Source organism: Mesorhizobium sp. M2A.F.Ca.ET.046.03.2.1 (genome assembly GCF_003952425.1).
Classification (GTDB): domain Bacteria; phylum Pseudomonadota; class Alphaproteobacteria; order Rhizobiales; family Rhizobiaceae; genus Mesorhizobium.
Map to the genome: position 1 here is coordinate 3156948 of NZ_CP034449.1, position 26124 is coordinate 3183071.

General features: G+C 64.1%; 30 protein-coding genes. 13 read left to right on the forward strand and 17 right to left on the reverse strand.

The window, feature by feature from the left end; translation table 11 throughout:
• Positions 1-188: 188 nt before the first annotated feature.
• From EJ072_RS15115 to EJ072_RS15130, 4 genes are all read right to left on the reverse strand, one after another.
• On the reverse strand, positions 189-668 hold the full coding sequence (locus EJ072_RS15115; protein ID WP_126080397.1) for an SRPBCC domain-containing protein: 480 nt from the start codon (positions 666-668) through the stop codon (positions 189-191).
• A gap of 43 nt (positions 669-711) precedes the next feature.
• Entirely contained in the window at positions 712-1161 is a 450-nt protein-coding gene (locus EJ072_RS15120) for an SRPBCC family protein (protein ID WP_126080398.1), read from the reverse strand.
• Positions 1158-1478, reverse strand: coding sequence for a metalloregulator ArsR/SmtB family transcription factor (locus EJ072_RS15125; RefSeq protein ID WP_126080399.1), 321 nt, complete (start codon positions 1476-1478; stop codon positions 1158-1160). Before EJ072_RS15125 ends, EJ072_RS15120 begins: the two co-directional genes overlap by 4 nt.
• Before the next feature lie 98 nt (positions 1479-1576).
• The gene (locus EJ072_RS15130; RefSeq protein ID WP_348526833.1) at positions 1577-2056 is read right to left on the reverse strand and encodes a GNAT family N-acetyltransferase; all 480 of its coding nucleotides are present in this window, start codon (positions 2054-2056) and stop codon (positions 1577-1579) included.
• A 131-nt stretch (positions 2057-2187) separates the two neighbouring features.
• On the opposite strand from EJ072_RS15130, the gene leuD reads away from it, so the two are divergent.
• The 6 genes from leuD (at position 2188) to EJ072_RS15160 (ending at position 6515) form a co-directional block, all read left to right on the forward strand.
• Positions 2188-2793 carry a 3-isopropylmalate dehydratase small subunit gene (leuD, locus tag EJ072_RS15135; protein WP_040987979.1) on the forward strand — a complete coding sequence of 202 codons (606 nt, stop codon included), beginning with the start codon at positions 2188-2190 and terminating at the stop codon, positions 2791-2793.
• Between the two features lie 66 nt (positions 2794-2859).
• Positions 2860-3774 (forward strand): hypothetical protein, encoded by a 915-nt coding sequence (locus EJ072_RS15140; protein ID WP_126080400.1) that lies wholly within the window; start codon positions 2860-2862, stop codon positions 3772-3774.
• 122 nt (positions 3775-3896) lie between these two features.
• Entirely contained in the window at positions 3897-4280 is a 384-nt protein-coding gene (locus EJ072_RS15145; RefSeq protein WP_126080401.1) for a RidA family protein, read from the forward strand.
• A 58-nt stretch (positions 4281-4338) separates the two neighbouring features.
• Complete coding sequence (locus EJ072_RS15150) at positions 4339-4689, forward strand: VOC family protein (RefSeq protein ID WP_126083640.1); 351 nt, start codon at positions 4339-4341, stop codon at positions 4687-4689.
• 232 nt (positions 4690-4921) lie between these two features.
• Positions 4922-6025, forward strand: a complete 1104-nt coding sequence (gene leuB, locus EJ072_RS15155) for a 3-isopropylmalate dehydrogenase (protein ID WP_126080402.1) — start codon at positions 4922-4924, stop codon at positions 6023-6025.
• A complete protein-coding gene (locus tag EJ072_RS15160; RefSeq protein WP_126080403.1) occupies positions 5997-6515 on the forward strand; it encodes a GNAT family N-acetyltransferase in 519 nt (172 codons plus the stop codon). The genes leuB and EJ072_RS15160 overlap by 29 nt, the downstream gene beginning before the upstream one ends.
• A gap of 337 nt (positions 6516-6852) precedes the next feature.
• On the opposite strand, the gene EJ072_RS15165 is transcribed toward EJ072_RS15160, so the two are convergent.
• On the reverse strand, positions 6853-8730 hold the full coding sequence (locus EJ072_RS15165) for a DEAD/DEAH box helicase (RefSeq protein ID WP_126080404.1): 1878 nt from the start codon (positions 8728-8730) through the stop codon (positions 6853-6855).
• 598 nt (positions 8731-9328) lie between these two features.
• On the opposite strand from EJ072_RS15165, the gene EJ072_RS15175 reads away from it, so the two are divergent.
• A complete protein-coding gene (locus EJ072_RS15175; RefSeq protein WP_126080406.1) occupies positions 9329-10363 on the forward strand; it encodes an aspartate-semialdehyde dehydrogenase in 1035 nt (344 codons plus the stop codon).
• 335 nt (positions 10364-10698) lie between these two features.
• On the opposite strand, the gene EJ072_RS15180 is transcribed toward EJ072_RS15175, so the two are convergent.
• The 3 genes from EJ072_RS15180 to EJ072_RS15190 form a co-directional block, all read right to left on the reverse strand.
• Entirely contained in the window at positions 10699-11112 is a 414-nt protein-coding gene (locus EJ072_RS15180; protein WP_126080407.1) for a hypothetical protein, read from the reverse strand.
• Positions 11109-11378: a type II toxin-antitoxin system prevent-host-death family antitoxin gene (locus tag EJ072_RS15185; protein ID WP_112128743.1), complete on the reverse strand. Its 270-nt coding sequence runs from the start codon at positions 11376-11378 to the stop codon at positions 11109-11111. Before EJ072_RS15185 ends, EJ072_RS15180 begins: the two co-directional genes overlap by 4 nt.
• 208 nt (positions 11379-11586) lie before the next feature.
• Positions 11587-11994 (reverse strand): ACT domain-containing protein, encoded by a 408-nt coding sequence (locus tag EJ072_RS15190; RefSeq protein ID WP_126080408.1) that lies wholly within the window; start codon positions 11992-11994, stop codon positions 11587-11589.
• 156 nt (positions 11995-12150) lie between these two features.
• Here EJ072_RS15190 and EJ072_RS15195 point away from each other — a divergent pair, with 156 nt between their 5' ends.
• The 3 genes from EJ072_RS15195 (at position 12151) to EJ072_RS15205 (ending at position 14293) form a co-directional block, all read left to right on the forward strand.
• Entirely contained in the window at positions 12151-13056 is a 906-nt protein-coding gene (locus tag EJ072_RS15195) for a bestrophin family ion channel (RefSeq protein WP_126080409.1), read from the forward strand.
• A 324-nt stretch (positions 13057-13380) separates the two neighbouring features.
• The gene (locus tag EJ072_RS15200; RefSeq protein WP_126080410.1) at positions 13381-13791 is read left to right on the forward strand and encodes a DoxX family protein; all 411 of its coding nucleotides are present in this window, start codon (positions 13381-13383) and stop codon (positions 13789-13791) included.
• A gap of 238 nt (positions 13792-14029) precedes the next feature.
• Positions 14030-14293, forward strand: a complete 264-nt coding sequence (locus EJ072_RS15205; RefSeq protein ID WP_126080411.1) for a YMGG-like glycine zipper-containing protein — start codon at positions 14030-14032, stop codon at positions 14291-14293.
• Positions 14294-14373: 80 nt separating this feature from the next.
• Here the strand turns inward: EJ072_RS15205 and rpsP are convergent, their stop codons facing one another.
• The 7 genes from rpsP to EJ072_RS15240 all read right to left on the reverse strand — a co-directional run bounded on the left by rpsP (position 14374) and on the right by EJ072_RS15240 (position 22029).
• Positions 14374-14775: a 30S ribosomal protein S16 gene (gene rpsP, locus EJ072_RS15210; RefSeq protein WP_126063613.1), complete on the reverse strand. Its 402-nt coding sequence runs from the start codon at positions 14773-14775 to the stop codon at positions 14374-14376.
• Between the two features lie 113 nt (positions 14776-14888).
• A complete protein-coding gene (locus EJ072_RS15215; protein ID WP_073989908.1) occupies positions 14889-15215 on the reverse strand; it encodes a chorismate mutase in 327 nt (108 codons plus the stop codon).
• Between the two features lie 7 nt (positions 15216-15222).
• Positions 15223-16812 (reverse strand): signal recognition particle protein, encoded by a 1590-nt coding sequence (gene ffh / locus EJ072_RS15220; RefSeq protein ID WP_126080412.1) that lies wholly within the window; start codon positions 16810-16812, stop codon positions 15223-15225.
• A 670-nt stretch (positions 16813-17482) separates the two neighbouring features.
• Positions 17483-18433: a type II CAAX endopeptidase family protein gene (locus EJ072_RS15225; RefSeq protein WP_126080413.1), complete on the reverse strand. Its 951-nt coding sequence runs from the start codon at positions 18431-18433 to the stop codon at positions 17483-17485.
• A gap of 404 nt (positions 18434-18837) precedes the next feature.
• Positions 18838-19443 carry a DUF1236 domain-containing protein gene (locus EJ072_RS15230; protein ID WP_126080414.1) on the reverse strand — a complete coding sequence of 202 codons (606 nt, stop codon included), beginning with the start codon at positions 19441-19443 and terminating at the stop codon, positions 18838-18840.
• A 128-nt stretch (positions 19444-19571) separates the two neighbouring features.
• Positions 19572-20708 (reverse strand): putative zinc-binding metallopeptidase, encoded by a 1137-nt coding sequence (locus tag EJ072_RS15235; RefSeq protein ID WP_126080415.1) that lies wholly within the window; start codon positions 20706-20708, stop codon positions 19572-19574.
• Between the two features lie 73 nt (positions 20709-20781).
• Complete coding sequence (locus EJ072_RS15240; protein WP_126080416.1) at positions 20782-22029, reverse strand: NAD(P)/FAD-dependent oxidoreductase; 1248 nt, start codon at positions 22027-22029, stop codon at positions 20782-20784.
• Positions 22030-22184: 155 nt separating this feature from the next.
• Between EJ072_RS15240 and EJ072_RS15245 the strand changes: the two genes are divergently transcribed.
• The gene (locus EJ072_RS15245) at positions 22185-22982 is read left to right on the forward strand and encodes a lytic transglycosylase domain-containing protein (RefSeq protein ID WP_126080417.1); all 798 of its coding nucleotides are present in this window, start codon (positions 22185-22187) and stop codon (positions 22980-22982) included.
• A 113-nt stretch (positions 22983-23095) separates the two neighbouring features.
• On the opposite strand, the gene EJ072_RS15250 is transcribed toward EJ072_RS15245, so the two are convergent.
• Together EJ072_RS15250 and EJ072_RS15255 are read right to left on the reverse strand one after the other, a co-directional pair.
• A complete protein-coding gene (locus EJ072_RS15250; RefSeq protein WP_245467315.1) occupies positions 23096-23683 on the reverse strand; it encodes a hypothetical protein in 588 nt (195 codons plus the stop codon).
• Positions 23684-23845: 162 nt separating this feature from the next.
• On the reverse strand, positions 23846-25069 hold the full coding sequence (locus EJ072_RS15255) for an argininosuccinate synthase (protein WP_126080418.1): 1224 nt from the start codon (positions 25067-25069) through the stop codon (positions 23846-23848).
• Positions 25070-25252: 183 nt separating this feature from the next.
• Between EJ072_RS15255 and EJ072_RS35970 the strand changes: the two genes are divergently transcribed.
• Positions 25253-25438 carry a hypothetical protein gene (locus tag EJ072_RS35970; RefSeq protein ID WP_189343309.1) on the forward strand — a complete coding sequence of 62 codons (186 nt, stop codon included), beginning with the start codon at positions 25253-25255 and terminating at the stop codon, positions 25436-25438.
• 133 nt (positions 25439-25571) lie between these two features.
• Positions 25572-25994 (forward strand): hypothetical protein, encoded by a 423-nt coding sequence (locus EJ072_RS15265; RefSeq protein ID WP_126080420.1) that lies wholly within the window; start codon positions 25572-25574, stop codon positions 25992-25994.
• Positions 25995-26124: the final 130 nt, after the last annotated feature.

Below are 26124 nucleotides of genomic sequence, written 5' to 3' on the forward strand. Positions count from 1 at the left end.
CTGGTACGAGGCCCCCTCTCTGTCCTGCCGGACATCTCCCCCTCATGGGGGGAGATCGGCAGTTTCGGCGACGGCGCTTTTCCTGCAACGCCGGAGATTGGCGAAAGCCGGCGTGACATCCGATCTCCCCCTTGAGGGGGAGATGCCCGGCAGGGCAGAGAGGGGGCGAAGGATCGCGGCGTCTGTTTTCATGTCGCCGCGTGAAAATACCCCTGCAGCCACCCAAGCACGCGCGCCCAGCCTTCGGCATGTTCGGCCGCGGCGTCCGGAAAACCCGCGAATCCGCCGTGGCAGATGGTGAGCCGCGTGTCGCCGCCGATTGGCTCAAGCAGATAGGCCACTGTCGTTTCCTTGCGGCCAAGCGCCGGATGGGCCCAGTCGTAGCGCCGTGTCTGCACGATGCGGCGCGGCATCTCGATTTCCAGAAACTCGCCGCTCGCAGGGAGCCGTCGACCGTCGGCCGTTTCCACGACGACGCTCCAGCTTCCGCCGACGCGAAGATCGGCGTTCCATCCGATCATACGATAGGTTTCGGGCGAACCCCACCAGCGTTCGACCTCAGTGGTGACCAGCGCGGCAATGACCTCGTCCGGCGAGGCGGGAAGCTCGGCCGAGGCCATGACCGTATCGGCGTTCGCCATGGCTTGCGGCAAGAATAGTTGAAGCATCGCGCGCACCCCCAGCGAAATTGTCTCGTGTCCGAAACGAAGTTCAGCCCTTCGACGGCGGGCGCTCGAAACCCTTGCCGGTTTCGAGCAGGCTCTTGAGGCTCGCCAGCACCAGCGGCCAGCCCTTGGAGACGTTGGCGATCAGCCTGTGCGGGCCGTCGGCCTCATGGATGACGGCGAGTTTTATCAATTCGCCGTCCGGCTCGATGGTGAAGGTGCAGCGCGTGTAGCCGTCCTCCTTCATCTCCGGCAGCCATTCGTTGCGCCATTTGATCACCAGGCGTTTCGGCGGGTCGACCTCCAGGATCTCGCCGGAATCGGCGACGCGCCCTTCGGGGAAGATCAGCTTCCAGCTCGAGCCGACCTTCCAGTCGCTCTCCTGATGGGAGCAGAGGAAGAACTGCCGGTTGAATTCCGGATCGGTCAGCGCCTGCCAAAGCTTTTCAGGCGTGGTGCGGATATAGGTGACATAGACAAAGCTGTTCTCGCTCACGGCTCTTCCCTTTCAAGGCGTTGCTTCAAGTCGCTCAATGCGTTGAGCCGATGGCGCTCGAACTTGCCGATCCAGCGCTCGGCGATCTCGTTGATCGGAACGGGGTTGAGGTAGTGCTCCTTTTCGCGGCCGCGGCGCATGGTGGTGACGAGGTTCGCCTCCTCGAGAACCGCCAGATGCTTGGTCACCGCCTGGCGCGTCATATCCATGTGCTCGCAGAGCGCGTTGAGGGTCTGCCCGTTCCTAGCATGGAGGCTGTCCAGCAATTGCCGGCGGGTCGGGTCGGCCAAAGCGCGAAAGACGGCATTCATGCTCATGGCTCTAATATGCAACCATTTGGTTGCATGTCAAGCGGTGAGGCGCAAAAAGATCGGGTGCCGGGCTGCGCGGACTGGCGCCTTCAGCTGCGGGAGCGTCAGCGCTTGCGGGAGAACCAGAAGGCGTCGGCCATGCGCGTCATGCCGATGCGCTCGTAGAAGCCGACGGCGTCGGGCATCGAGATCAGGCTGATGGCGACCGAAGGGCCGAGCTGGCGGCGCGCCTCGTCCATCAGGCCTTTGCCGATGCCGAGCCCTTGCGCCGAGGCGGACACAGCGAGCTCGGAAATATAGCAGACCCAGGAGAAGTCGGTGACGCCCCGCGCGACGCCGACAAGCGGCTTGCCTTCTTTGTCGAGGCGCGCGGTCAACACTAGGTTGGCATTGTCGAGCATCCTCTTCAGGCGGGCCTCGTCATCGATGGGCCGCGTCTCGCCGAGGCCGGATTCGACCAACACGCGGCGGAATTCGGCGACAATCGAGCCTGGGCTCGCTGGCGTAGAGGACTTTGGAAGGATCGGCCATGGCGGCAGACTGCACCAGCCGGCCAGGATTTCGAAGCCATTTTGAGGTGTCATTCCGTCCGCAAGCCATGCCCCGCCATTGGCCCAAGCGCCGTGCACGAACAGTTGCCTTTCATTTGCCGCCGGCTTTGTGTAAACCGTCCCGCAAATTCCCCGCAGCCACGAAGAAGACGGGCCAGGTACCCATGGATAAATTCACCAAGCTCACCGGCGTCGCCGCGCCAATGCCGATCGTCAATGTCGACACCGACATGATCATCCCGAAGGATTATCTCAAGACGATCAAGCGCACCGGGCTCGGCACCGGCCTGTTCGCCGAGATGCGCTACAATGAGGACGGTTCGGAGAACCCGGATTTCGTGCTCAACAAGCCGGCCTACCGCAAGGCGCAGATCCTGGTCGCCGGCGACAATTTCGGCTGCGGCTCGAGCCGCGAGCATGCGCCCTGGGCGCTGCTCGATTTCGGCATCCGCTGCGTGATCTCGACCTCTTTCGCCGACATTTTCTACAACAACTGCTTCAAGAATGGCATCCTGCCGATCACGGTCAGCCCGGAAGACCTTGACAAACTGATGGACGACGCCTCGCGCGGCTCCAACGCGACGCTGTCGATCGACCTGGAAGCCAAGGAAATCCGCGGGCCGGACGGCGGCGTGGTCAAATTCGACCTCGACGATTTCAAGCGCCACTGTCTGCTGAACGGCCTGGACGACATCGGCCTCACCATGGAGAAGGCCGGCGCCATCGCATCCTTCGAGAAGCGGAACGCCGAGCAGCGCCCCTGGGCCTGACATTCTGAACGTAGTGGCCCGGCCGTTCGCGGCCGGGTTCGTGGCGACTGAGTGGAGGGGACAGTCATGACACGCTCGCTTCTGGCCGCTTCGGTGGCAATCCTTCTCGCCACGATCGGCACCCACGCGCAGACCACCGCGCCGGCCGCGTCCGACCAGCCGGCTGCCGATCAAGGCACGGCCGACCAGGGCAGCGACCAGGCTGCGTCGGAGGACGACAAGCAGGCGCCGATTCCGTTCGAGGGCGGGCAGCTCACCATCACGCAGCCGGAGCAGGACGGCGAGAAGGTGCTGTCCTATGACGGCAAGCAGCTGGCCAGCAATTACGACGTCTTCTTCGACAAGATCGTCAAGATCGGCGACGTGAACGTCGCGCTCGTCGATGTCGGCGACGGCGGCAATCAATGCGGCCCGGCCAAGGTCATCGTCTGGAAGAAGGACGGCGAGATTGAGACCACCACGGTCGAGCAGGACGAATGCGGCGCGCCGCCGGCCGCCGTCTCCGACAGCGCCATCTATTTCGTGCCCTACCTTTTGCCAGGCGATTCCAAGCCGGTGCTGCAATGGTCGCCCACGGAAGGGCTGACGACCTCCGGCAACCTGACCTACACGCCGGAGCCCGGCACCGACTGGAAGGATGTCGACCCGTCAAAATACGACAACATCATCGACGCCTTCCACAATGAGGCGGTCTACAAGGCCGGCCAGGCGCTGCTGGGCAACGACATGCCCGACATGGCGACCAGCCTGCTGGTTGGCGGCGGCACCGAAAAGACGGCATCAGGCGCCTTCTACGCCACCGGCTGCGTGCCGCATGACTGCGGCGGCAATGACGGCTTCATGGCGGTCGACCCGGCCAAGCAGAAGGTCTATTTCGCCCGCCGCGGCGACAATGGCGAGCCGCAGGCCTGGCCGCCGGTCAAGGACTGGCCGGCGGATATCAAGAAGGCCTATGAGGATGCTCAGGGTTCGGGGAATTAGGCCGATTTGTGCCGGGTAGCGATCCTTCGCGCCGCGCTGTCCCGCCAGCATCGCGTTGTCTGGCTCACGACTGTGTCGTCCACGCATCTCAGAATGGTGGAGACAACCAACGCGAGGCTTCCATGCGCAAGCTCATCTCCACCGGTTCCCCCTTCGAGAAAACCGCCGGCTATTCGCGGGCGGTGGTGCAGGGCGACTGGTGCTTCGTTTCCGGCACGACCGGCTATGACTATGCCACCATGACCATGCCCGAGACGGTCGAGGCGCAAACGCGCAACTGCCTTGCCACCATCGCCACGGCGCTGGCCGATGGCGGCTTCGGCATGGCCGATGTGGTGCGTGCGCATTACTACATCACCGACCAGGCCTATGTTGACGTGGTCTTCCCGATCCTCGGCGAGGCGTTCGGCGACATCCGTCCGGCGGCGACGATGATCGTGTGCCAACTCAACAAGCCGGAAATGAAAATCGAGATCGAGGTGACGGCGCTCAGGCGCACGGCATAGAGGCCTGCGCCGCAATGCGGAGGGCTCCCGGACAGACAAAGCAAAGGAGCGGCTCATGGTGAAGGTCAGGCGCATCGTCGCCAATATCGAAACCCCCGACATTGCGGCGGCCAAGCGCTTTTACCAGGACGTGCTCGGCCTTGATGTCCTGATGGACCAGGGCTGGATCCTCACTTGCGGTTCGGCCGAGACCATGACGGTGCAGGTGAGCTTCATGGCCGAGGGCGGGTCGGGCACGCCGGTGCCGGACCTGTCGATCGAGGTCGATGATGTCGACGCGGCGCTTGCGGGCATGAAGAAGGCCGGGTTCGCCGTCGAATACGGCCCGGCCGACGAGCCCTGGGGCGTGCGGCGCTTCTATGTGCGCGATCCGTTCGGGCGTTTGGTGAATGTTCTTTCGCATCGGTAGGCGCTGCTCCAGCTTGGGTTCCTCTCCCCCACGAAATGGGGGAGAGGTGGCCCGGCGAAGCCGAGACGGAGAGGGGGAGCGCCCTACGAAGGCTCCTCTCCGTCCGCTTCGCGGACACCTCTCCCCCGCTTTGCGGGGGCGAGGAAACCAAGCTTCGAGAGGTCCCCTTGCGCCCAGCCCGCTTGGCGTTTAGCAAGGCGCCGGTTCAATTTCTCTCCCGGGACGGTTCTCCATGGCTTCGAAAAATCTCTTCCTGCTCGCCGGCGACGGCATCGGCCCCGAGGCGATGGCCGAGGTGAAGAAGCTGATCGCGGCCATGAACGACAAGCTCGGCAGCGGCTTCGCCACCGACGAGGGCCTGGTCGGCGGCTGCGCCTACGACGCGCATGGCGCGGCGATCTCGGACGCCGACATGGCCAAGGCGATGGCGGCGGACGCGGTGCTGTTCGGCGCCGTTGGGGGACCGAAATGGGATGCAGTGCCTTACGAGGTGCGGCCCGAGGCCGGGCTCTTGCGGCTGCGCAAGGACATGGAGCTGTTCGCCAATCTCAGGCCCGCGATCTGCTATCCGGCACTCGCCGCGTCCTCCTCGCTCAAGCAGGAGGTGGTCGAGGGCCTCGACATCTTGATCGTGCGCGAGCTCACCGGCGGCGTCTATTTCGGCGAGCCCAAGCAGATCATCGATCTCGGCAACGGCCAGAAGCGCGGCATCGACACCCAGGTCTACGACACGTTCGAGATCGAGCGCATCTCGGGCGTCGCCTTCGAGCTCGCGCGCACCCGCCGCAATCACGTCACCTCGATGGAAAAGCGCAACGTCATGAAGTCGGGCGTGCTGTGGAACGAGGTGGTCAGCCAGACGCACAAGGCGCGCTATTCCGACGTCAAGCTTGACCATATGCTGGCCGACGCCGGCGGCATGCAGCTGGTGCGCTGGCCGAAACAGTTCGATGTCATTGTCACCGACAATCTGTTCGGCGACATGCTGTCCGACATCGCCGCCATGCTGACCGGCTCGATCGGCATGCTGCCTTCGGCCTCGCTCGGCGCGCCGGATGCCAAGACCAAGAAGCGCAAGGCGCTCTACGAGCCGGTGCACGGCTCGGCGCCCGACATCGCCGGCAAGGGCATCGCCAACCCGATCGCCATGATCGCCTCCTTCGCCATGTGCCTGCGCTATTCCTTCGGCATGGTGGCGGAAGCCGACAAGCTCGAAGCGGCCATCGCCGCCGTGCTCGACGACGGCCTGCGCACGAAAGACATCATGTCTGAAGGCATGAAGGAAGTCGGCACCACCGAGATGGGCGATGCCATCATCGCCAAGTTCCTTGGCTGATCCCGGCACCGTCGACATTCGCTGGGCGAGGGTCGACGATGCCGAAGCGCTCGCCACCCTGCTCTGCGCGATGGCGGCTCACTACCGGCAGACGCCGCTCGATCACAGCCGGGCGGCGGCCACGGCGCGGCAATGGCTCAGCGACGAGAGCCCGGCCTATCCGCATTTCGCCCTGGCCTTCGCGGGCGGCGAAGTCGCCGGCCTCGCCTCGGTGGCCATCGCCCACCCAGGCATCGATCTCGAAAGGCTGATGTTCCTGAAGGATCTGTTCGTGCGCGACAGCGCCCGCGACAAGGGCGTCGGCCGCGCGCTGGTCGGCTTTCTCGCCGGCTATTGCCTCGGCAAAGGCATAGGCCGCATCGATCTCACCACGGAAGACTGGAACGAGGGCGCGCTGCGTTTCTACGACCGGCTAGGCGCCGAGCGCCACGGCCAGAAGGTTTTCCTTAGGCTGTCGGGCGACGCGCTGAACAAGGTCGCTGGAACCTGACGTTGGCGGGTATCGGCGCCAAGGCTGGGTAAACCTCGGAGGTTAGCCGAAGCGACCGAACTTCGTCATCCACGGGCGGAGCGGGAGCGAAGCGGACGCGTAGACCCGAGGATCCATGCCGTGACGTCGCGCGAATGGTAAAGGGGGTGCAGAACAAAGGCTTTTCTGCACCGCCGCGACGCTTGGAGGTCACGGCATGGATTCCAGGGTCTGCGCGCGTCGCTTCGCTCCTTGCTTCGCCCTGGAATGACGGAGGCGTAGTGGCTGCCGGCCCGCGCGCGTCGGGCTGACCGGCCGACTTGCTTTGCTAAACCCTGGCCCAACTCCCGTCGCGATTCTACGCTGGCCGCTTCTTCTGCTTCTTGCGCTTTTCCGGCTGGCCGGATCTCGGCCCATCGAACTTTGGCCGATCGAACTTTGGCTTCTCGAACTTCGCCTTGCCGGGCTTCTTCGCCCAGGGTTTCGCGTCGCCACCGGGCCGCTCGTCCGGCGCTCGCTTCTCGAACCCGGGTGCACCCTGGTCGAAAGGCCGCTTGCCGCGATGCGGCTTCTTGTCCGGCTTCGGCGGCTGGTAGCCGGCGCGCGACAGGTCGGGCGTGCCGTCGATGCGCCTCACCGCGATGCTGCCCTGCAGCTTGCGGTCGGGGCCGATCGCGGCGACGAAGCGGTCGGCCCAGTCGGCGGCGATCTGCACGAAGGTCTCCTCCGGCTGCATCTTGATGGCGCCGATCTCGCGCTTGGACATGCCGGCGGTGCGGCACAGCATCGGGATCAGCCAGCGCGGCTCGGCATTCTGCCGGCGGCCGACCGAGAGCGAGAACCAGACGCTGTCACCGAAATCGTCGCGGCGGGCTGGTGCGTCTTCCCGGCGCGCGAACTTCTCCTTTGACGGCGCAAACGGCGCGACGTCGATCAGGTCTTCCGGCGCCGACCGGCTGCCGCGGCAAAGCCGCACGAAGGCAGCAGCCACCAGCTCAGCGCCGTGCCGCTCGAGAAGTGCCGCGGCAAAGTCGCGCTCCTCGTCCTTCACCGGCTCGCTGAAGGACGGGTCGGCCAGGATGCGCTCGTCGTCACGCCGCAGCACCTCGTCGGCCGAGGGCGGGCTTGCCCAGGTCGCGGTCAGGCCGGCATTGGCGAGCAGCCGCTCGGTGCGCCGGCGCGCATTGCCCGGCACGATCAGTGCGCTCACCCCCTTGCGGCCGGCGCGTCCGGTACGGCCGCTGCGATGCAGCAGCGTCTCCGTATTGCTCGGCAGGTCGGCATGGATGACGAGATCGAGATTGGGCAGGTCGATGCCGCGCGCAGCGACGTCCGTTGCGATGCAGACCTTGGCGCGACCGTCGCGCATCGCCTGCAGGGCATGGCTGCGCTCGTTCTGGCTGAGCTCGCCGGACAGCGCCACGACGGCGAAATTGCGGTTGTTGAAGCGCGCGGTGAGGTGGTTCACCGCCGCGCGAGTGTTGCAGAACACCATCGCATTGGCGGCCTCGTAATAGCGCAGCACATTGATGATGGCGTTCTCGCGATCGGCGGGCGCGACGGAAAGCGCCCGGTATTCGATGTCGAGATGCTGCTTTTCCTCGCCGCCGGCCGAGATGCGCACGGCCTCGCGCTGATAGCCCTGCGCAAGCGTCGCGATGGAGCGCGGCACGGTGGCCGAAAACATCAGCGTGCGGCGCTCGGCGGGTGCTGAGTCGAGGATGAATTCGAGGTCCTCGCGGAAACCGAGGTCGAGCATCTCGTCGGCCTCGTCCAGCACCACGGCCTTCAGCGCCGACATGTCGAGCGCGCCGCGCGTGATGTGGTCGCGCAGTCGGCCGGGCGTGCCGACGACGATATGAGCGCCGCGCTCCAGCGCGCGCCGCTCGGTGCGCATGTCCATGCCGCCGACGCAGGAGGCGATCTGCGCGCCGGTCAGCTCATAGAGCCATTCGAGCTCGCGCCGCACCTGCAGCGCCAGCTCGCGCGTCGGCGCCACCACCAGGCCCAGCGGCGCGCCGGCAGCGGTGAAACGCTGAGCGTCGCCAAGCAGGGTCGGCGCCACGGCAAGGCCGAAGGCGACAGTCTTGCCGGACCCGGTCTGCGCCGATACCAGCGCGTCGGCCTCGCCAAGCTCAGGCTCCAGCACCGCCTTCTGCACCGGCGTCAGCGCCGAATAACCGCGCTTTTCCAGCGCTTCTGCCAGCGCAGGAACGATCATCTCGAAACTGGACATTTTCTTCTTTCGGAATTCGAAGCTTCTTTAGCCCATCGATGGACTGATGCCGGCAGGCGTTGAGGCGCCGCAAGGCCGGACGGTTGGTGGGTTCCTACTTCTTGGCGACGGCATTGTACAGAGCAGGCGGCACCGCCTTTCCCTTCTCCCCTTGTGGGAGAAGGTGTCGCCGAAGGCGACGGATGAGGGGTGCTCCAGGGAAAGCCAGCGTCTCACTCCGCTGGAACACCCCTCATCCGTCTCGGCGCTACGCGCCGATCCACCTTCTCCCACATGGGGAGAAGGAGAGGCGCTGCGGCGATTGACTCTTCCACCAAACCGCGTAAAAGCCCGCGTCGAACGGGATCATCCTCGATGCGCGGCCTTCCGATGGCTCTTCTTGCATTCGATGCCCCCAGCCACAATGTAACGCATTGGGCCGGGCGCTTCGGCGCGTCCGTCCGTTCCAGCAAAACTACGGCCAAGAAAACCACCACCAAAACGGTGTGATTCCCTTGGCCTAACCACCCTCTCCCGGGTCCGGCCCGGGGGACGAAACCCGCATCAGGCCGGCGGGTTTTCTCCAAACAACCAAGCGGAGAGGGACAGGAGATATCAGATGAGTTTCAAGGTTGCGGTAGTCGGCGCCACGGGCAATGTGGGCCGCGAAATGCTCAACATTCTGGACGAGCGCGGCTTCCCGGTGAGCGAAGTGGTGGCGCTGGCGTCGCGGCGCAGCCAGGGCACCGAAGTGTCCTTCGGCGACCGCACGCTGAAGGTCAAGGCGCTCGACACCTACGATTTTTCCGACACCGACCTCTGCGTCATGTCGGCCGGCGGCAACGTCTCCAAGGAATGGTCTCCCAAGATCGGCAAGCAGGGCTGCGTCGTCATCGATAATTCGTCGGCCTTCCGCTATGACCCGGACGTGCCGCTGATCGTGCCGGAGGTGAACCCGGACGCGGTCTCGCTGTTCTCGCGCAAGAACATCATCGCCAATCCGAACTGCTCGACGGCGCAGCTGGTCGTCGCGCTGAAGCCGCTGCATGACGTCGCCACCATCAAGCGCGTCGTCGTCGCCACCTACCAGTCGGTGTCGGGCGCCGGCAAGGAAGGCATGGACGAGCTGTTCACGCAGACCCGCGCGGTGTTCGTCGCCGACCTGGTCGACGTCAAGAAGTTCACCAAGCGCATTGCCTTCAACGTCATCCCGCAAATCGACGTTTTCCTCGATGACGGCTCCACCAAGGAAGAGTGGAAGATGGTGGCCGAGACCAAGAAGATGCTCGACCCCAAGATTAAGCTGACGGCGACCTGCGTGCGCGTGCCGGTCTTCATCGGCCATTCGGAAGCGGTCAACATCGAGTTCGAGAAGCCGATCACGGCGGACGAGGCGCGCGAGATCCTGCGCGAAGCGCCGGGATGCCAGGTGCTCGATAAGCGCGAGAACGGCGGCTACATCACGCCGCTGGAATCGGCCGGCGAGGACGCCACCTTCATCTCGCGCATCCGCGAGGATTCGACCATCGACAACGGCCTGTCGATGTGGGTCGTCTCCGACAATCTGCGCAAGGGCGCGGCGCTCAACGCCGTGCAGATCGCCGAGCTGCTGGTCGAGCGCGGCCTGATCCAGCCGAAGAAGAAGGCGGCGTAGTTCTCGCTCACGGGCCGTATCGCCGCTGCCGCGGCGGGCCCTCCGCGGGGGCGCCGGACGACCGGCGGCCCGCAGTCGCGGGCTCGGCCTTCGGTAGTTTGTTTCGCTCACGGGCCGTATCGCCGCTGCCGCGGCGGGCCCTCCGCGGGGGCGCCGAATGATCGGCGGCCCGCAGTCGCGGGCTCGGCCTTCGGCCGTCGTTTTCGCTCACGGCCCGCACCGCCGCTATCGCGGCTGGGCCTCCGCGGGGGGCGCCGGACGACCGGCGGCCCGCAGTCGCGGGCTCGGCCTTCGGCCGTTTGTTCTCGCTCACGGAGGACGCGGCTGTGTCGAGGCTAGCGGAAGCGGATGACTTCGATGAAGGCCTTGCGTCTGACGATGAACTCCCGCAGCAGCGGCAGGAAGAAGGCTTTGCTGAAGCGTCCGATCGGCGGCTCGGGTTCGAGATAGAAGGACTTGCCGACGAGATCGGAGTTGAACTCGTCGAGGATGATCCACAACCGCCGATCGGCGTCGAGTCCCGCGCGGCGCCTCTCGATGGCGGGGATCTCAACCGCGAACCGAGCTTTCTCCGGCTCCTTGGTGGTGATCGGGAAGAACAGGACAAGATCGCCATCCGCTCGTACAACCCGCACGCCGACGGCGACGGGCCGTTCCTTGCGGCCCTCCGTCTCGCCGGCGCGGGCTTCGCGCGCCCAGAGGTAAGGGTAACGGATGACCGTTGCCGTGCGGATGTCGTCGTAGCTCATGTCCGCCCCGTTTCATCCTCCTGCGCATAGGCTTCGACCGCGCTCTCGAAATCGGCGAAGAGGCTGTCAGACATGGTCTCGATTGTACCGGCAGAGCGGCTATCTGACTGGCGCACCAGCCGCGCGTAATCCTCGATGTTGAGAAGCACGAGACGGGGTTTGTTGCGCTGGGTAATCGTCACCGGACGGCGCAGGGCCTCGGCGATAATGTCGCCGGACTTCCGGGAAAGCTCGCTCGTGGAATAGGAACCACCTGAACGGGGCATAGCGACCTCCTATCATTGCTGATTGTCGCCATATACAGCATTGGCAGCATTTGTGCAAAGCGATGAAAAATGCCCCATCGCCGGCTTCAGGATCGACGTCCAGATAGAGCAAGCCAGTCGCCGGGGTGAGCTTTCCGCACCTAGGCTCCTTTCCCTGGGGAGTGGGAGGGTGGATGAGATAGCGCCGGCTCTTCGATCTTCTCGTGGCTCAGGCACCGCTCTCCGCCGCAAGCTGCCCCAATATCGCCAGCGCTTCCTCCGCCCGATCCGCCGGCACGAACAGATGATCGTGATAGAAGGCCGAGACCGGATTGACGCCCATGTCGGCGGCCGCCAGCTTCGCGGTGATCGCGGCGAGGAAGCCGACGGCTTGGAGCGAGGAGTGGATGTCGAGCGTGATCATCCGGCAACGGAACGTTCCGGCAAGGCCGGCCGCCTTTGCCTGGCTTTCGGCCAGGATCATCGTCGTGCCCTCGCGCTCGCGAAATTGCATGACGGGCTCGAGCCCCGCCGCAACCGGCATGCCAGGTGCCAACGTGGCGAATACATAGATATCCGAGTAAAGCCGCGGCGTCATCGATGCCAGCAGCTTCTGCAGGTCCGTCTCGCCGTTCATCTTTCCATTCCTTCGTCTGGCGCTCTGCGACGTTCTCGACAGTCCCGCTCGAAACGTCAACGGTCCTGAGCCTGGACGACATGGCGATGTCGCTGGCGGCTGAGCCGCGGGTTCGTTATCGCCGTAGAGACATAACGGCTTGCAAAGGTTCATCCGATGATCGTCCGCCCGCGCCCGACATTCCTGCAATTGTTCTTCATCATGCGCGGCTCGGTGGTGCCGCGCATCCTGCCGCAGATTTTCGGCTTCGCCATCTACTCGGCGGTCATCCTGCTCGTGGCACGGCACTTCCAGCTCGATCTCAGCGCCTTCAGCATCGCGCCTTTCGGGCTCGTCGGAGTGACGCTGTCGATCTATCTGTCGTTCCGCAACAACGCCGCCTATGACCGCTGGTGGGAGGCGCGTAAGCTCTGGGGCGGGCTGGTCTTCGAGATCCGCAACTTGGCGCGCGCCACCACCAGCCTGATCGGCGACCGCGCCGAGCAGCGCGCGCTGCTGATGGAGGCGCTTGCCTTCTGCCATCTGCTGCGCGGGCAATTGCGCCGGATCGACAGCATAGAGGACGCGCGCGCCTTCATCGGCGACGAGGTCGACAAGGCCGCCGCCCGCGCCAACCCTGCCGAAGACATGGTCCGCCGCATGGGCCGGCGCGCCAATGCGCGACGCGAGGCCGGCGCGCTCGACCCGATCGGCTTCCGCATCCTCGATGAAAGGCTGGCCGCGATCGCCGCCATCCAGGCCGGCTGCGAGCGCATCGCCGGCACGCCCCTGCCCTTTGCATACACGCTTCTGCTGCATCGCACGGCCTATGTCGTCTGCCTGCTTCTGCCGTTCGGGCTGGTCTCGGCCACGGGCTGGGCGACGCCGCTGTTCACGGCGCTGATCGCCTACACCTTCTTCGGCCTCGATGCGCTGTCGGAAGAGCTCGAGGATCCGTTCGGCATCGAGGCGAACGACTTGGCGCTGGACGGCCTCTGCCGCGTTTGTGAGATTTCCGTGTTCGAGGCGCTGGACGAGACACCGCCGAAGATGATCGCGGCCGACAAGTTCTATTTCTCGTAGGAGGTCGACCCACGAGGACTCTGCCCTCGGAAATGGTCGAAAGCGCTGTGCTTTCTTCGTCATTCTAGGGCGGAGCAAGGAGCGAAGCGACGCGGCGCAGACCCTAGAATCCATGCCGTGGCTTCAAGGCGTTGCCGGCGGTCCAGAATTTTGTTCTGCCGCGCGCTCCGCGACGGAGCTACGCTCCTGCTTCGCCCTAGGATGACGAAGGTGTGGTTGCTCCGACGTCCAAAAGAACCGGCCCTTGTAGGATCGCCACATCATGGTCCGTCCTTGAATCGAACCCGGCAAGCAGCCGGTATTCGCACCCAGGAGGGAACATCCATGAGCATCTCCGAAGCCGCGCCTGCCTCGCAAGGCGCTGTGTGGGCCGGGCGCGCGCTCAGCGCCGTGGTCGTCCTGTTCATGATCTTCGACGGCGTCATCAAGCTGCCGCCGCTCGATATCGTCACGCAGACGATGAACGGGCTCGGCTGGCCGGCCGATCCGAACATCGCACGGCTGATCGGGGTCATCGGGCTGATCTCGACCGCGCTCTATGCCTTGCCGCGCACCTCGGTGCTCGGTGCGATCCTGCTCACCGCCTATATGGGCGGCGCGATTTCGACGCATGTGCGAATCGGCAACCCGCTCTTCTCGCACACGCTGTTCGGGGTCTATCTCGGCGTTATCCTGTGGGGCGGGCTCTATCTGCGCGACGCAAGAGTGCGGGCGCTGATCCCGTCCAGGCGATAACCGGGGCAAAAGCGATGCTCATTCTCATAACCTCATCGGTAAGGATTTCGAGGCCGGGCTCGACAATCCGAGACGCCCTGCCGAGCGGTTAAGGCCACGAGATTTCAACAGGTTAGCACTTGGTCCTGTTGACGCGGCCGGCACGTAGCCGGCCAATCTTCACCATCGCCGGGATCAATTTAGCTGTTCGTGAGTTTAGGGCATGGCGGCGAGGACGGCGCTTGAGAGAGGAACAGCAATGAAGAAAGCAATTACCATTCTGGTTCTGACGATGGCCTTGGGCGCCTGCTCGCAGACGGAAAAGGGCGCGGCGATCGGCGGCCTGGGCGGCGCGGCGGTCGGTGCCGCGGTGGCCGGCGATCCGGTCGAAGGCGCGGTTGTGGGCGGTGCCGTCGGCGCCGTCGCCGGCGCATTGATCGGCCACGCCAGCGAGGCCGGCCAGTGCCGCTACCGCGACCGCTACGGGCGCGTCTATGTGGCGCGCTGCCCGTCCGGCTATTGAGGCGTCAGGCGGACCAAAGGAAAACGGCGGGCATGAGTCCGCCGTTTTCTTGGAGCGTTTGCCTTTCAACGGCGCCGTGATTACTCGGCGGTGGCGGCTTCAGCCTCGGCGGGCGCGGCGGTCGCCGCGGCGGCGGCAGCGGCCGCATCTTCCTGAGCCTTCTTCAGCAGGGCGGAACGCTCCTGCGCCTTTTTGCCGGGCAGCGCCTTGTTCGGGTTCGAGCGGGCTTCGCGCTTGGCAAGGCCGGCTTCGTCAAGGAAGCGCAGCACGCGGTCGGTCGGCTGGGCGCCGTGCGACAGCCAGTGCTTGACGCGGTCGGCGTCGACCTTGACGCGCTCGCCGTCCTTCGGCAGCAGCGGGTTCCAGGAACCCAGCGACTCGATGAAACGGCCGTCGCGCGGCGAGCGGGCGTCGGCAACGACGACGTGGTAGTAAGGACGCTTCTTCGAGCCCGCACGGGCCAGTCTGATCTTCAGTGCCATTCTTTATCTCCTAAAAGCTCTGATTTCGTTTGATGTGGTTTGCGGCAGTGTCTTTTTGTTTGTGCATGCCGTTATCCCAAAACCGCTAAGCACTTTTGGGCGGCATTCACTGGTTAGCCGGCTTTGGCAGCGCCGTTGGAAGCGGCGATCTGTTCGTGGTGGCGGATCACTTCACGGACGACGAAGTTCAGGAACTTCTCCGCGAAATCCGGGTCGAGATTAGCATCCTTCGCCAGCTGACGAAGGCGGGCGATCTGCTGCTGCTCGCGCGCCGGGTCGGCCGGCGGCAGGCCATGCTCGGCCTTCAGAACGCCGACCGCCTTGGTGCAGCGGAAGCGTTCGGCCAGCATATGGATGAGGGCGGCGTCGATGTTGTCGATCGAGGCTCGGTAGCCGGCCAGGATGGCGCGTGCGTCGGCCATGTCTTTCTCCTCGTTCATCGCCTCCTCACTTCTTCTTACCGAGGCCAGGGAGCCCGCCACCGCCCAGGCCGGGGAGACCCGGAAGCTTCATGCCGCCTGGCAGGCCCGGCAGTCCGCCACCGGGAAGTCCACCGGGCAAGCCGCCCGGCAGGCCCTTGCCGAGGCCGGCGGCCTGCGCCTGCTTCTGCAAAGCCTCCAGCTGCTTCGGGTCCATCTTGGAGAGGTCGGGCATGCCGCCGCCAGGCATCATGCCGCCAAGCCCCATCTTCGAGGCAAGGCCACCCATCATGCCGCGCATCAGGCCGCCGCCTTTGCCCTTGCCGCCCATCGCCTTCATCATGTCGGCCATGCCGCGATGCATTTTCAAGAGCTTGTTGATCTCGGCCGCGTCGGTGCCGGAGCCGGCGGCGATGCGCTTCTTGCGCGAGTGCTTGAGGATATCGGGGTTGGCGCGCTCGGCCTTGGTCATCGAGGAGATGATGGCGAGCTGGCGGCCGAACATCTTGTCGTCGAGGCCGGCGGCGGCGAGCTGGTCCTTCATCTTGCCCATGCCTGGCATCATGCCCATGATGCCGCCCATCCCGCCCATCTTCGACATCTGCTGAAGCTGCTGGGCGAGGTCGTTCAGGTCGAACTTGCCCGACTGCATCTTCTTGGCCATCGCCGCCGCCTGCTCGGCGTCGATGGTCTCGGCAGCCTTCTCGACGAGCGAGACGATGTCGCCCATGCCGAGGATGCGGTCGGCGATGCGCTTGGGATGGAATTCCTCCAGCCCGTCCATCTTTTCGCCGGTGCCGATGAGCTTGATCGGCTTGCCGGTGACGGCGCGCATCGAGAGCGCGGCGCCGCCGCGGCCGTCGCCGTCCATGCGGGTCAACACCAGGCCGGTGATGCCGACGCGCTCGTCGAAGCTCTTCGCCAGGTTGACGGCGTCCTGGCCGGTCAGCGAATCGGCGACCAGCAGGATCTCGTGCGGGCTCGACACCTTCTTGATGTCGGCCATCTCGACCATCAGCGGCTCGTCGATATGGGTGCGGCCGGCGGTGTCGAGGATGACCACGTCATGGCCGCCGAGCTTGGCCGCCTGCACGGCGCGCTTGGCGATGTCGACCGGGCTCTGGCCGGCGATGATCGGCAGCGTCGCGACCTTGGTCTGCTCGCCGAGCTGGCGCAGCTGCTCTTGCGCTGCGGGCCGCCGCGTGTCGAGCGAGGCCATCAGGACTTTCTTGTTCTGGCGCTCGGTCAGCCGCTTGGCGATCTTGGCCGAGGTCGTCGTCTTGCCGGAGCCCTGCAGGCCGACCATCATGACGACGACGGGCGCCGGCGCGTTGAGGTCGATGGCGACGCCTTCGGCGCCCAGCATCTCGACCAGCTCGTCATGGACGATCTTGACGACCATCTGTCCGGGCTTGATCGACTTCAGCACCGCGGCGCCGACCGCCTTCTCGCGCACCTTGTCGGTGAAGGAGCGAACCACTTCCAGCGCGACGTCGGCCTCGAGCAGCGCACGGCGCACCTCGCGCAGCGCCGCCGAGACATCCGCCTCGGACAGCGCGCCGCGACCGGTCAGGCCGTTCAGGATCGAACCAAGGCGTTCCTGGAGTGATTCAAACATTCTTTTCCCTTTTCCCTGGCACTGTGGATGCCCGAGAGGTAGTGCGTTCGCGCCGGGTCGCCAAGCAAAAGCGCAAAGCCAAAAAGCACCCGGGGGCGCATCGCGCTGCCGGGTGTTGGCCTCCAGGATCTCTTTACAGCTCTTGCCTCAAAGAGGCTTCGGCGTCCTGGTCGGCTTTCGCGAAAGAAACTCGTCGCGGAAATTCAGCGGCTCTAGACAGGAAATCGGCCGCGGAGTCAAGTGTTGGGCCTAAACCTAGTGGCACTGCACAGGGATTTTGAAAGGTTGCCGTTTGTCTTGGTGCAAGATCTTCCGTTCATTTCAGTGAAATCAGCGCAAACGCCGGAGATTGGCTGAAGCCGCCCCAACCTCGTCATTCTATGGCGGAGCAAGGAGCGAAGCGACGCGGCGCAGACCATAGAATCCATTCCGTGACTTGGAAGCGCAGCCGCGGTGCAGAATTCTGCTCCGTTGCACGCCTTGGCGAAGGTAACGGCATGGATTCCAGGGTCTTCGCGACGGAGCTTCGCTCCTGCTCCGCCCTGGAATGACGATCGCGATGGGCGTTTCGGCCAATGTCCAAGCATGCCACCTGCCGACAGAAACAGAGCCGATCGGTCAAAATCCCTGTGCAGTGCCACTAGGCCAAAACGCCGCGATTTGGGATCGCTCAACCGAGGCTTTCCCTGTTCGCCCCGACCCGCAGCGGCGAGCGCCGGTGCACAAGCAAAAGCATCGTCAAAAGCGTGCTGACGATACCGATCGCGGCGATCAGCACGGCGTCCCAGTTCGTCCAGCCGGGGCCTTCGAGCGGCTTGGCGTTGAGCAGGGCGAAGCCATTATAGCCCTCCTGGTGCGAGATCAGCAGGAAGCCGGTGAGGTTGTTGCCGAGATGGGCACCGAAACCAGCGCCGAGATTGCCGGTGACATAGACAAGCAGCGTGAGCAGCAGGGCGAAGGCGCCGATCGAGACCAGGACGCAGGCATTGATGGCAAAAGTCGAGGCCGAGTTCCAGTGCAGCGAGGTGAACAGCAGGCCCGGCAGCAGCGCCCAGATCCACGGGCTCCGGAAGCGATAGGCGAGGCCGCGCACCAGGTAGCCGCGAAACAGCATTTCCTCCGACGAGGTCTGCAGGAAGGCCAGCAGCACGATCGGGATCAGGAAGAGCAGCCAGGACGAAAAGGCGATCGGTCCGCGCGTGATTTCCGGCTGCAGCCAATAGAGCAGCACTTCGGAGAAGAGCGAGGTGATCAGCACTGCGACCAGCCCCTTGAGGAAATCGCCGCCGGCGATGCGGCGGCTGGCGCCGAACAGCGCGGACAGCGGCTCGCCGTGAACGAAGCGCATCGCCACCCACAAGCCGATCCAGATGCCGGCAAAAGAGGTCAGGGCGCTCAAGATGCCGACGGGCGAGGCCAAGAAATCCTGCATGTACCGCCCGGTCGAGGGTCCGGGCAGGCGCCAGACGATGTAGATATAGGTGCCGGCAAAGAGCACCAGAGCCGTCATCGCCATCCAGAAGGCGATGATGATCGGCGACCCGAAGAACAGGCGCAGCAAAGTGGTCTTTTCGTTCGGCGAGCGGCGATAGCCCTCGAAGGCGGCATTCTCGATGGTCACGCGGCTCCCCTGCCGAAGGCTTCGGTCGCATGATGTATGGCGATCAGTGGTTACCGTGCGATTACGCCATCAGTTTTCCGGGTTGAATGGGTCGCTTCAAGCACCACGGCGGGGATGTCACGGTCGAAGACGAGCTGGACGCCTGCCTGTCGCGATCCATGCCGTTACATCTGAGCGATGTTGCGGTGCAGAACAGCCTCTCTTCTGCACCGTCTTCATTCTTCGCGCGAGGTCACGGAATGGATCCTCGGGTCTGCGCGCCGCTTCGCGTCGCTCAGCCCGTGGATGACGAAGTTTGGGCGCTTCGGCCAATACCGAACCTATGTCGCGATGCGACAACCGCTGCCGGCACAAACAGCGGCCGCCATCGCTGGCGGCCGCTGTTGCCCATCACTGTCCGGCGATCAGCGCATCACATAGACGATACGCCTCGTGCCCGGATCGACCAGCGCCGGCTGGTTGTTCACATAAACGTAGCGATACCGGTAATCGGGGATCTCGCGCAGCTCGACCGTGTCGGGCAGCGTCGCGCCGGTCACCACCTCGCCGTCGAGATAGACCGGATCGACCCGGTGCTCGGTGACATAGGTTCCAACCTCGGCCGGCGGTCTGCCGATCGACTCGATGGCGTCATCATTGGAGACGATGGCGCCGGTGTAGGTGTCCCTGGTGTAGACGTCATCGGTCGGCGGCGCCACGACGGCGATATCGGCATTGGCCGGGCGACGGGTGACGACAACGCGGCTGCCGCCGAAGTCGGCCGTCACATAGTCGGAATAGACCCAACCCTTGCCGCCGGCTTCGGCGATGGTGCACCATTTGCTGCCTTCGATGCAGCCGGTAAGCGTGGCCGACTGGCCGGCCGCCAGCACGCCGACGACTGGGTATTGCGGACCCGGCCCGGCGCGGACATTCAAGTCCGTCACGGCCGCGACGGGGGTATCGGCGAAAGCGGCGCCCGACATGGCGAGCAGCGCACCGGCAAGCGCCGGAAACAACATGCGTTTCATCGTTTTTAACTCCGTTTTCAACGCTCCCTGGATCAGGATGACGTTTCAAAGATACGTCATCCTGATCCAGCTCCTTTGTCGGAGCATGATCTTTCCGAAAACCGGTTCCCGCTTTTGGGGATCATGCCCTAGGGCTCGGAAACGAAACAGGGATCTATGCGTTCCGGCTGAAGTGCCGCTGCCGGCTCACGAATTGTTCCAGGCTTTTTCCGCGCGCCGGTCAGAAGGTCGTTCACGAAGGCCAGTTTTCGCGCCGACACCTCGGAAATCACGAAGGGGTAGAGGTCCGGCAGTCCCATGCAGCGGTTGATCGAATTGGAGGCCTCCGAAAGCACCAGCCAGCGGGCGAGGATCCTCTCGAACGGCTCCTGCACCGGATCTGGATCGCCAGGCGCCGGCTGCAAATGTCCGCCGGTATCGGCGCGCGGCAGGTCGCCGTCGCCGACGGTTTCCAGCCGGCCGAGCGGAAGATTCAGCGCATGCACCATCTCGAGCGTGTCGGTGATGTGCAGATGGTGCGCGAAGGTCTCGGCCCAATCCTCCCAGGGATGGGACGTGGCGTAGGCGGAGATGTGGCGCTGCTGCCAGTCCGGCGGCGCGCCGTTGGCGTAGTAGGCCTGCAAGGCCTGCTCGTAATCGGTCCGCTCGTCGCCGAAGAGCGCGCGGAAAGCCGAAAGATATGCGGGATCGTCACGGACCAGCCGGTCCCAATAATAGTGGCCGAGTTCATGGCGGAAATGGCCGAGCAAGGTGCGGTAATTCTCGCCCATCTCGATGCGCCGGCGCTCGCGCTCGGCGGAATCGGCCTCGGCGACGTTGAGCGTGATCAATCCGTTGTCATGGCCGGTCAGGATGCGTTCCCCGCCTGGACCGGCGCCGATCGGGTCGGCGAGAAAGTCGAAGGCCAGACCGGTCTCGTCGCCCGCATCGGCCTTGGGCGTAACCGGAAGGCCGAGGGCGAGCAGGGAGTAGACGGCACGCTTCTTCGCCGCTTCGACCCGGATCCAGCGCCTGCGGTTGCCGTCGATGGAAAGGTCGGGAATGACCTGATTGAGAGCGCAGGCGCGGCAGAAGGTCCGGCCGTTCTCGGCCCGCCAGTTGCACGCGCATTCATCGGCGTTGCCACATGGAAGGACGCCGCCCTCGCCGCTGAGCACGAATTTCGCCTGCTCCGGGTCGTAGAGCACCAGGCTGGAACAGTTCAGACACTGGGCATTCTCGAAATAAAGGCGGTGCCCGCAGTTTGGACAGTCGAAAAGCTTCATGCATCAACCCCGTGGGACCCATGCGTGGATGTGGGTTCGCCCCTAACGCCCGCCGGCGTCCGGCGTTCCAGTGCTACTTCGCCGCAATCTGGGCAATGACCTGCCTGGCCACGCTTTCGCCCGAGAGCCTCGCGCCGCCGCAGGACTGGATCAGCGGACCGGCGACATGCTCGCCAGCGAAGAAGATTTTCTCGGCAATAGGCTGCATCAGCGTCGCGCGCGCTTCGGAGCGGCCCGGGCGCGCCGCCGCATAGGCGCCGCGCACAAAGCGCTCCGCGCCCCAGTTCGTCATCATGGCGCGGCCGGCATGCTTCCTCACGTCGCCACCAAAGATGCCGCACAGGCGGTCGACGACGAAATCGACCCCGGCTGCCTCGCCGGCGGCCGACATTTCCCAGGCAAAGTCGCCGCCGACGAAGCCGACCATCAGATCGAGATCGAAGGGGAAGCAGAGGAAATAGATGTCGTGCCTGGCCATGCGCTCGATCAAAAGGTCGTCGAAAGGCGCAAGGCCGAGCCTCGTGCCCTTGATCTCAACCGGCAGCTTGGTCAGCATGCCCATGGGCAGGTCGAAGAAGGCACCGAAATGCGCGTCGGGCAGCGCGGGCGAGAACTCGATCTCCTCGAAGGCGAGCACGGCGGGCGAAGCGGTGACGATGACCGCCTTGGCGCGCACCGTGCCGCGGTCGGTGACGCAGGCGATTCCCGGCACATCCCAAAGGATCTTGCGCACCGGCGTCGACAGTTCGACCGGCACGTCGAAGCCGAAACGCGCGACCAGCGCGCCGAACCCTTCCTTGCTGAAATAGTTGGGGTCGAGGTCGGCGGCTGCCTGGAAGTCGCGGATCGAGATCTCGTCCTCGTCGGCGCCGAAATCCATCGGGCCGGCGAAGGTGGCCGCGGCGCGCGGCGCGTGGCCCCTGGCAAGCAGCCCCGACAGCCGGTCGTCGTCGCCGTCCTTGACTTGATGATTGGCGAGCAGTTCGAAGAGCTTGGCATCGGCCGCCTTCATCTCGGCCTCCTCCTCCTCGCTCGCCTTGCGCTTGCGATAATAGAGATGGTCGACATTCATGTCATGGTGATGCAGCGTCCAGCCGGCGGCCTTGGCTTCCGGAAAATACGGATTGCGGTCTGCCGCGTGCAGCCAGGCGCAGCCGATGTCGAAAGGCACGCCGAAATGGCGGTCGCTGGTCCAGGCGCGGCCGCCGATGCGGTCCATGGCCTCGAGAAGAAGGAAGGAATGTCCGGCGGCTCGAAGCACCGTTGCCGCGGCAAGTCCCGCGGAACCGGCGCCAACGATCACGACATCAACGTCCTTCATGAGGCAAGCCCGCCACACCTGATGCCCGATCGTAGGCAAATTGCCCTTCTTTCGCCAGTGTCGAGTGTCACGTGCTCCGCGGAGGCGGTGACAACCCGGCGTTTCGCTGGCAAATTCACAACCGGGACGTGATTCAGGCAATTCAGGAGAACGAGATGGCATTTTTTGCCAAAGGAAGGATTTTTGCGGCGGCGGTAGTGGCGACGCTGGCGCTGACGGCGGGCGCCGAGGCGGCTCCGAGCTGTGGCAAGAACGGCGCCGGCTTTGACGCCTGGAAACAGGATTTTGCCGGCGAGGCCAGAGCCGAGGGTGTCGGCCAGAGGGGCCTGTCCGCGCTGGCGGGTGCCACTTACGCCACCAGGACGATCGCCGCCGACCGGGCGATCCACAAGGCGTTCAGCGGCTCGGTGGAAAGCTTCATGCAGCGCCGTGGCGCATCCGCGATCATCTCCCGAGGCCGCGCGCTGAAGAAAGCAAACGCGGCGATGTTTGCCAATATCGAGAGCACCTATGGCGTGCCGCCGGGCGTGCTGCTCGCCATCTGGGGCATGGAAACCGGTTTCGGCGCCTCGATGGGGAACCAAAACACGGTTTCGGCGATCGTGACGCTCGCCTATGACTGCCGTCGCCCGGATTATTTCAAGCCGCATGCCATCGCCGCGCTGAAGCTTGTCGATCGCGGCGCGCTCAGCGCCTCCTCGGTCGGCGCCATGCATGGCGAGATCGGCCATACCCAGTTCCTGCCCGGAAACGTGCTGAAATATGGCGTCGGCAGCGGCAATTTGCGCGACCGCAACACGGCGCTGGCATCCACCGCCAACTTCCTCAAGGGCCATGGCTGGCGCGCCGGCGCGAGCTATCAGGCCAATATGGGCGCGATCGCCGGCTGGAATTCGGCAAGCGTCTATCAGCAGGCGATCGCCCGCATCGCTGAGGCGATTGACGCCGACTGACGGAATATCTCCATTCCGACGAAAAGCCCGGCCTGCGCCGGGCTTTTTTGTTACGAAGCAAGGGTCAAAACCCAACCACCGGAACGACCGGGTCCGATCTCATCACCTAACTCTCAATCATTCGCGTAGCCGCTCAATGGACATTTCCGGGAAACGGGAATCTGGAAGGTACCGGTAGTGCCGCTGCAGGTACGGAACTTGGAGTTCCGCGGCGCTGGAGCAGCCACCTTTGACTTACCCTCGATCACTGTCGGGACTCCGGCAGCTTGCGAGTAGCTGCCGCCTAAGGGGCATTTCTCGGAAGCGGAAACCTCGAAGGAGCCGGTGATAACATTTGAGCAGGTACGGAATCTAGAGTTCCGCGGCGCCGGCGTGGCCGCAGCCGCCGCCTTTGACTTGCCCTTGATGACCAACCAGATTTCGGTCGGTTGATCAAGCTGCACCCTGTTTATGTCGGAGTAGCCGATCCGGCCGCTGCGTATCCCTTCGGCAAGGCGCTGGCAGAACAGGGTCGGCATGCGCTCTTGCGAGACGCCCATGAACGAGGCGATTTCGTGCTTGAACGTGATGCTCCATAAATGGACAGCGGAGATGCACCCGTCCAAATTAGCCTCAGGCGCCTGCTTCGTGCCTGCTTGCGAGGGCCCGCACGTCATCAACGTCAACGCTGCCGCAGCCAGAAGATAAATACTATTTTTCACTGTGAAAACTCCCCGCATCCCACTGGCGAACTTAGTTAGAGCGGCGGAAAGGTTCAAATGATAATTTCTCTGAAGTGGTCTGAACTTTTCTATATTAGATATTTGAAATAAAAACCCGGCGTTTCCGCCGGGTCGTCTGATCGCTGCCGTATCGGCAAAATATCAGTGCTTGCGGTTTCTCGCGGCCAGCGTCCTCAGCCGAAGCCCGTTCAGCCGGATAAAGCCTTCCGCGTCCTTCTGGTCGTAGGCGCCACGGTCGTCTTCGAAGGTGACCAGCGCATCGGAATAGAGTGTCTTTTTCGACTTGCGGCCGGTGACGATGACATTGCCCTTGTAGAGCTTCAGCCGCACCGTGCCTTCGACATCCTCCTGGCTCTTGTCGATCATCGCCTGCAGCATGTCGCGCTCGGGCGAGAACCAGAAGCCGTTGTAGATGAGCTCGGCATAGCGCGGCATGAACTCGTCCTTGAGGTGGGCAGCGCCCCGGTCGAGCGTGATCGATTCGATCGCCCGGTGAGCAGCGATCAGGATGGTGCCGCCGGGGGTCTCGTAGACGCCGCGCGACTTCATGCCAACGAAACGGTTCTCGACGAGGTCGAGCCGGCCGATGCCGTTGTCGCGGCCGAGGTCGTTCAGCGCCGCCAGCATGGTTGCCGGCGACAGCTTCTTGCCGTTGAGCGCGACCGGATCGCCCTTGAGGAATTCGATCTCGATCTCGGTGACGGCATCGGGCGCGTCCATCGGCGAGACGGTGCGCTGGTGGACAAATTCCGGCGGCTCGCTCCACGGGTCCTCCAGCACCTTGCCCTCGGAGGAGGAGTGCAAAAGGTTGGCGTCGACCGAGAAAGGGGCTTCGCCGCGCTTGTCCTTCGGCACCGGGATCTGATGCTGTTCGGCGAAGTTCAGAAGGTCGGTGCGCGACTTGAACGACCATTCGCGCCAGGGCGCGATGACCTTGATCTCCGGGTTCAGCGCAAAAGCCGACAATTCGAAGCGGACCTGATCGTTGCCCTTGCCGGTGGCGCCATGGGCAATCGCGTCGGCGCCGGTCTCCTGGGCGATCTCGACCAGATGCTTGGTGATCAGCGGCCGGGCGATCGAGGTGCCGAGCAGATAGGTGCCCTCATAGACGGCGTTGGCGCGGAACATCGGGAAGACGAAGTCGGCGACGAACTCCTCGCGCACGTCGACGATGCGGATGTCCTTGATGCCCATCATCTCGGCCTTGCGGCGCGCCGGCTTCAGCTCGCCGCCCTGGCCGAGATCGGCGGTGAAGGTGACGACTTCGGCGCCGAGCTCGGTCTGCAGCCACTTCAGGATGATGGAGGTGTCGAGGCCACCGGAATAGGCGAGCACGACTTTCTTGACGTTTTTGAACTTGGACATTTTTGGCGGTTCCGCAGGAAAAAGCTTCGGGGGCGAGGTATCATGGGGTTTCCAGGCGGCGCAAGAGACGAAGGATGCGGTAGTGTCTCAGTTTGAAATATGAGCGGCTACGGATCGCAGCCGTCCGACTGTCGCGCCATGCGCCGAACTCCTATATGCTTACCGCAAAGCGCGGGAGCTTTCATGTCATACGCAGTCGAAACATGCCCGGACGATGTGGACCGTCTGAAGACGCTTCTCCACAGCCTAGGCGAAGAGGGAAGCCGGATCATCAACGTGATCTGGCAACCGGAGCGGGATGTACCCACCGACATCGGTCCGATAACCCAGCCATCCGGCTACGTCATCGTGTTGGAGTATCCGAGCTAAAGCCGACCGGAGGCCAGAAGCGCCCCGGCGACGTGATCGGCGACGCCGTCCACGTCATGCGTATTGCGACTGGCGGGGAAGCCGACGACACGCTGGATGACGGCAAGCGCGGCCCCTACGAGAAAAGGGTGACATGCGCATAGAGTTCTATGGATTGCATTTTGATCTACCTTCGGATTGGGCCGACAGAACAGATAACGTACCCGAGGGTGTTCCAACCCTTGCCCTTCCCTCCGGAGTTGGAGCGTTTCAGTTCACGATTGCCCGCTATGCTGGAGGCAAACATCCGCGAGTAAGCATAGTTGCACTGCGAAGCATGCTCGCTGAATTTTGCAGAAAGCAGCCCCGAGCGTTTGACGATCCGGTTACAAACATGGGCAAGGTATTTTCTGTCGGGTGCGTGTCCCACGACCTCAGTGAGACACTCGGAGTTTGGTATCTCTCGAATGGAAGTGACGTCGTTTTGGCTACCTACCTCGGTTTGTCATTCGATCATCCAGAAGTCGCGTCAGAGTTGGCTGAAGTCAGGCAATCGATAGCGACTATGGATTTTTGACGGTCCCGAAATTCAAACTGAGACACTACCACGGAAGCCTGCCGGTGGCACAGGCTGGGCCAGATGTTTGCCAGGACAGACGCTGGCGTGGCAGAAAGCGCCGCGTTATAGGGCGCGCGATCCACCCGAG

Excerpts from the sequence above, each read along its gene's own strand:
- EJ072_RS15265 (WP_126080420.1), top strand. The coding sequence starts at position 25,572 with ATGCGCATAGAGTTCTATGGATTGCATTTTGATCTACCTTCGGATTGG.
- ffh (WP_126080412.1), bottom strand. The coding sequence starts at position 16,812 with ATGTTTGAATCACTCCAGGAACGCCTTGGTTCGATCCTGAACGGCCTG.
- EJ072_RS15125 (WP_126080399.1), bottom strand. The coding sequence starts at position 1,478 with ATGAGCATGAATGCCGTCTTTCGCGCTTTGGCCGACCCGACCCGCCGG.
- rpsP (WP_126063613.1), bottom strand. The coding sequence starts at position 14,775 with ATGGCACTGAAGATCAGACTGGCCCGTGCGGGCTCGAAGAAGCGTCCT.
- EJ072_RS15235 (WP_126080415.1), bottom strand. The coding sequence starts at position 20,708 with ATGAAGCTTTTCGACTGTCCAAACTGCGGGCACCGCCTTTATTTCGAG.
- leuB (WP_126080402.1), top strand. The coding sequence starts at position 4,922 with ATGGCTTCGAAAAATCTCTTCCTGCTCGCCGGCGACGGCATCGGCCCC.
- EJ072_RS15145 (WP_126080401.1), top strand. The coding sequence starts at position 3,897 with ATGCGCAAGCTCATCTCCACCGGTTCCCCCTTCGAGAAAACCGCCGGC.
- EJ072_RS15200 (WP_126080410.1), top strand. The coding sequence starts at position 13,381 with ATGAGCATCTCCGAAGCCGCGCCTGCCTCGCAAGGCGCTGTGTGGGCC.
- EJ072_RS15205 (WP_126080411.1), top strand. The coding sequence starts at position 14,030 with ATGAAGAAAGCAATTACCATTCTGGTTCTGACGATGGCCTTGGGCGCC.
- EJ072_RS15190 (WP_126080408.1), bottom strand. The coding sequence starts at position 11,994 with ATGAACGGCGAGACGGACCTGCAGAAGCTGCTGGCATCGATGACGCCG.
- EJ072_RS15115 (WP_126080397.1), bottom strand. The coding sequence starts at position 668 with ATGCTTCAACTATTCTTGCCGCAAGCCATGGCGAACGCCGATACGGTC.
- EJ072_RS15230 (WP_126080414.1), bottom strand. The coding sequence starts at position 19,443 with ATGAAACGCATGTTGTTTCCGGCGCTTGCCGGTGCGCTGCTCGCCATG.
- EJ072_RS15255 (WP_126080418.1), bottom strand. The coding sequence starts at position 25,069 with ATGTCCAAGTTCAAAAACGTCAAGAAAGTCGTGCTCGCCTATTCCGGT.
- EJ072_RS15165 (WP_126080404.1), bottom strand. The coding sequence starts at position 8,730 with ATGTCCAGTTTCGAGATGATCGTTCCTGCGCTGGCAGAAGCGCTGGAA.
- EJ072_RS15215 (WP_073989908.1), bottom strand. The coding sequence starts at position 15,215 with ATGAACGAGGAGAAAGACATGGCCGACGCACGCGCCATCCTGGCCGGC.
- EJ072_RS15240 (WP_126080416.1), bottom strand. The coding sequence starts at position 22,029 with ATGAAGGACGTTGATGTCGTGATCGTTGGCGCCGGTTCCGCGGGACTT.
- EJ072_RS15185 (WP_112128743.1), bottom strand. The coding sequence starts at position 11,378 with ATGCCCCGTTCAGGTGGTTCCTATTCCACGAGCGAGCTTTCCCGGAAG.
- leuD (WP_040987979.1), top strand. The coding sequence starts at position 2,188 with ATGGATAAATTCACCAAGCTCACCGGCGTCGCCGCGCCAATGCCGATC.
- EJ072_RS15130 (WP_348526833.1), bottom strand. The coding sequence starts at position 2,056 with ATGACACCTCAAAATGGCTTCGAAATCCTGGCCGGCTGGTGCAGTCTG.
- EJ072_RS15175 (WP_126080406.1), top strand. The coding sequence starts at position 9,329 with ATGAGTTTCAAGGTTGCGGTAGTCGGCGCCACGGGCAATGTGGGCCGC.
- EJ072_RS15140 (WP_126080400.1), top strand. The coding sequence starts at position 2,860 with ATGACACGCTCGCTTCTGGCCGCTTCGGTGGCAATCCTTCTCGCCACG.
- EJ072_RS15195 (WP_126080409.1), top strand. The coding sequence starts at position 12,151 with ATGATCGTCCGCCCGCGCCCGACATTCCTGCAATTGTTCTTCATCATG.
- EJ072_RS35970 (WP_189343309.1), top strand. The coding sequence starts at position 25,253 with ATGTCATACGCAGTCGAAACATGCCCGGACGATGTGGACCGTCTGAAG.
- EJ072_RS15180 (WP_126080407.1), bottom strand. The coding sequence starts at position 11,112 with ATGAGCTACGACGACATCCGCACGGCAACGGTCATCCGTTACCCTTAC.
- EJ072_RS15160 (WP_126080403.1), top strand. The coding sequence starts at position 5,997 with ATGCCATCATCGCCAAGTTCCTTGGCTGATCCCGGCACCGTCGACATT.
- EJ072_RS15245 (WP_126080417.1), top strand. The coding sequence starts at position 22,185 with ATGGCATTTTTTGCCAAAGGAAGGATTTTTGCGGCGGCGGTAGTGGCG.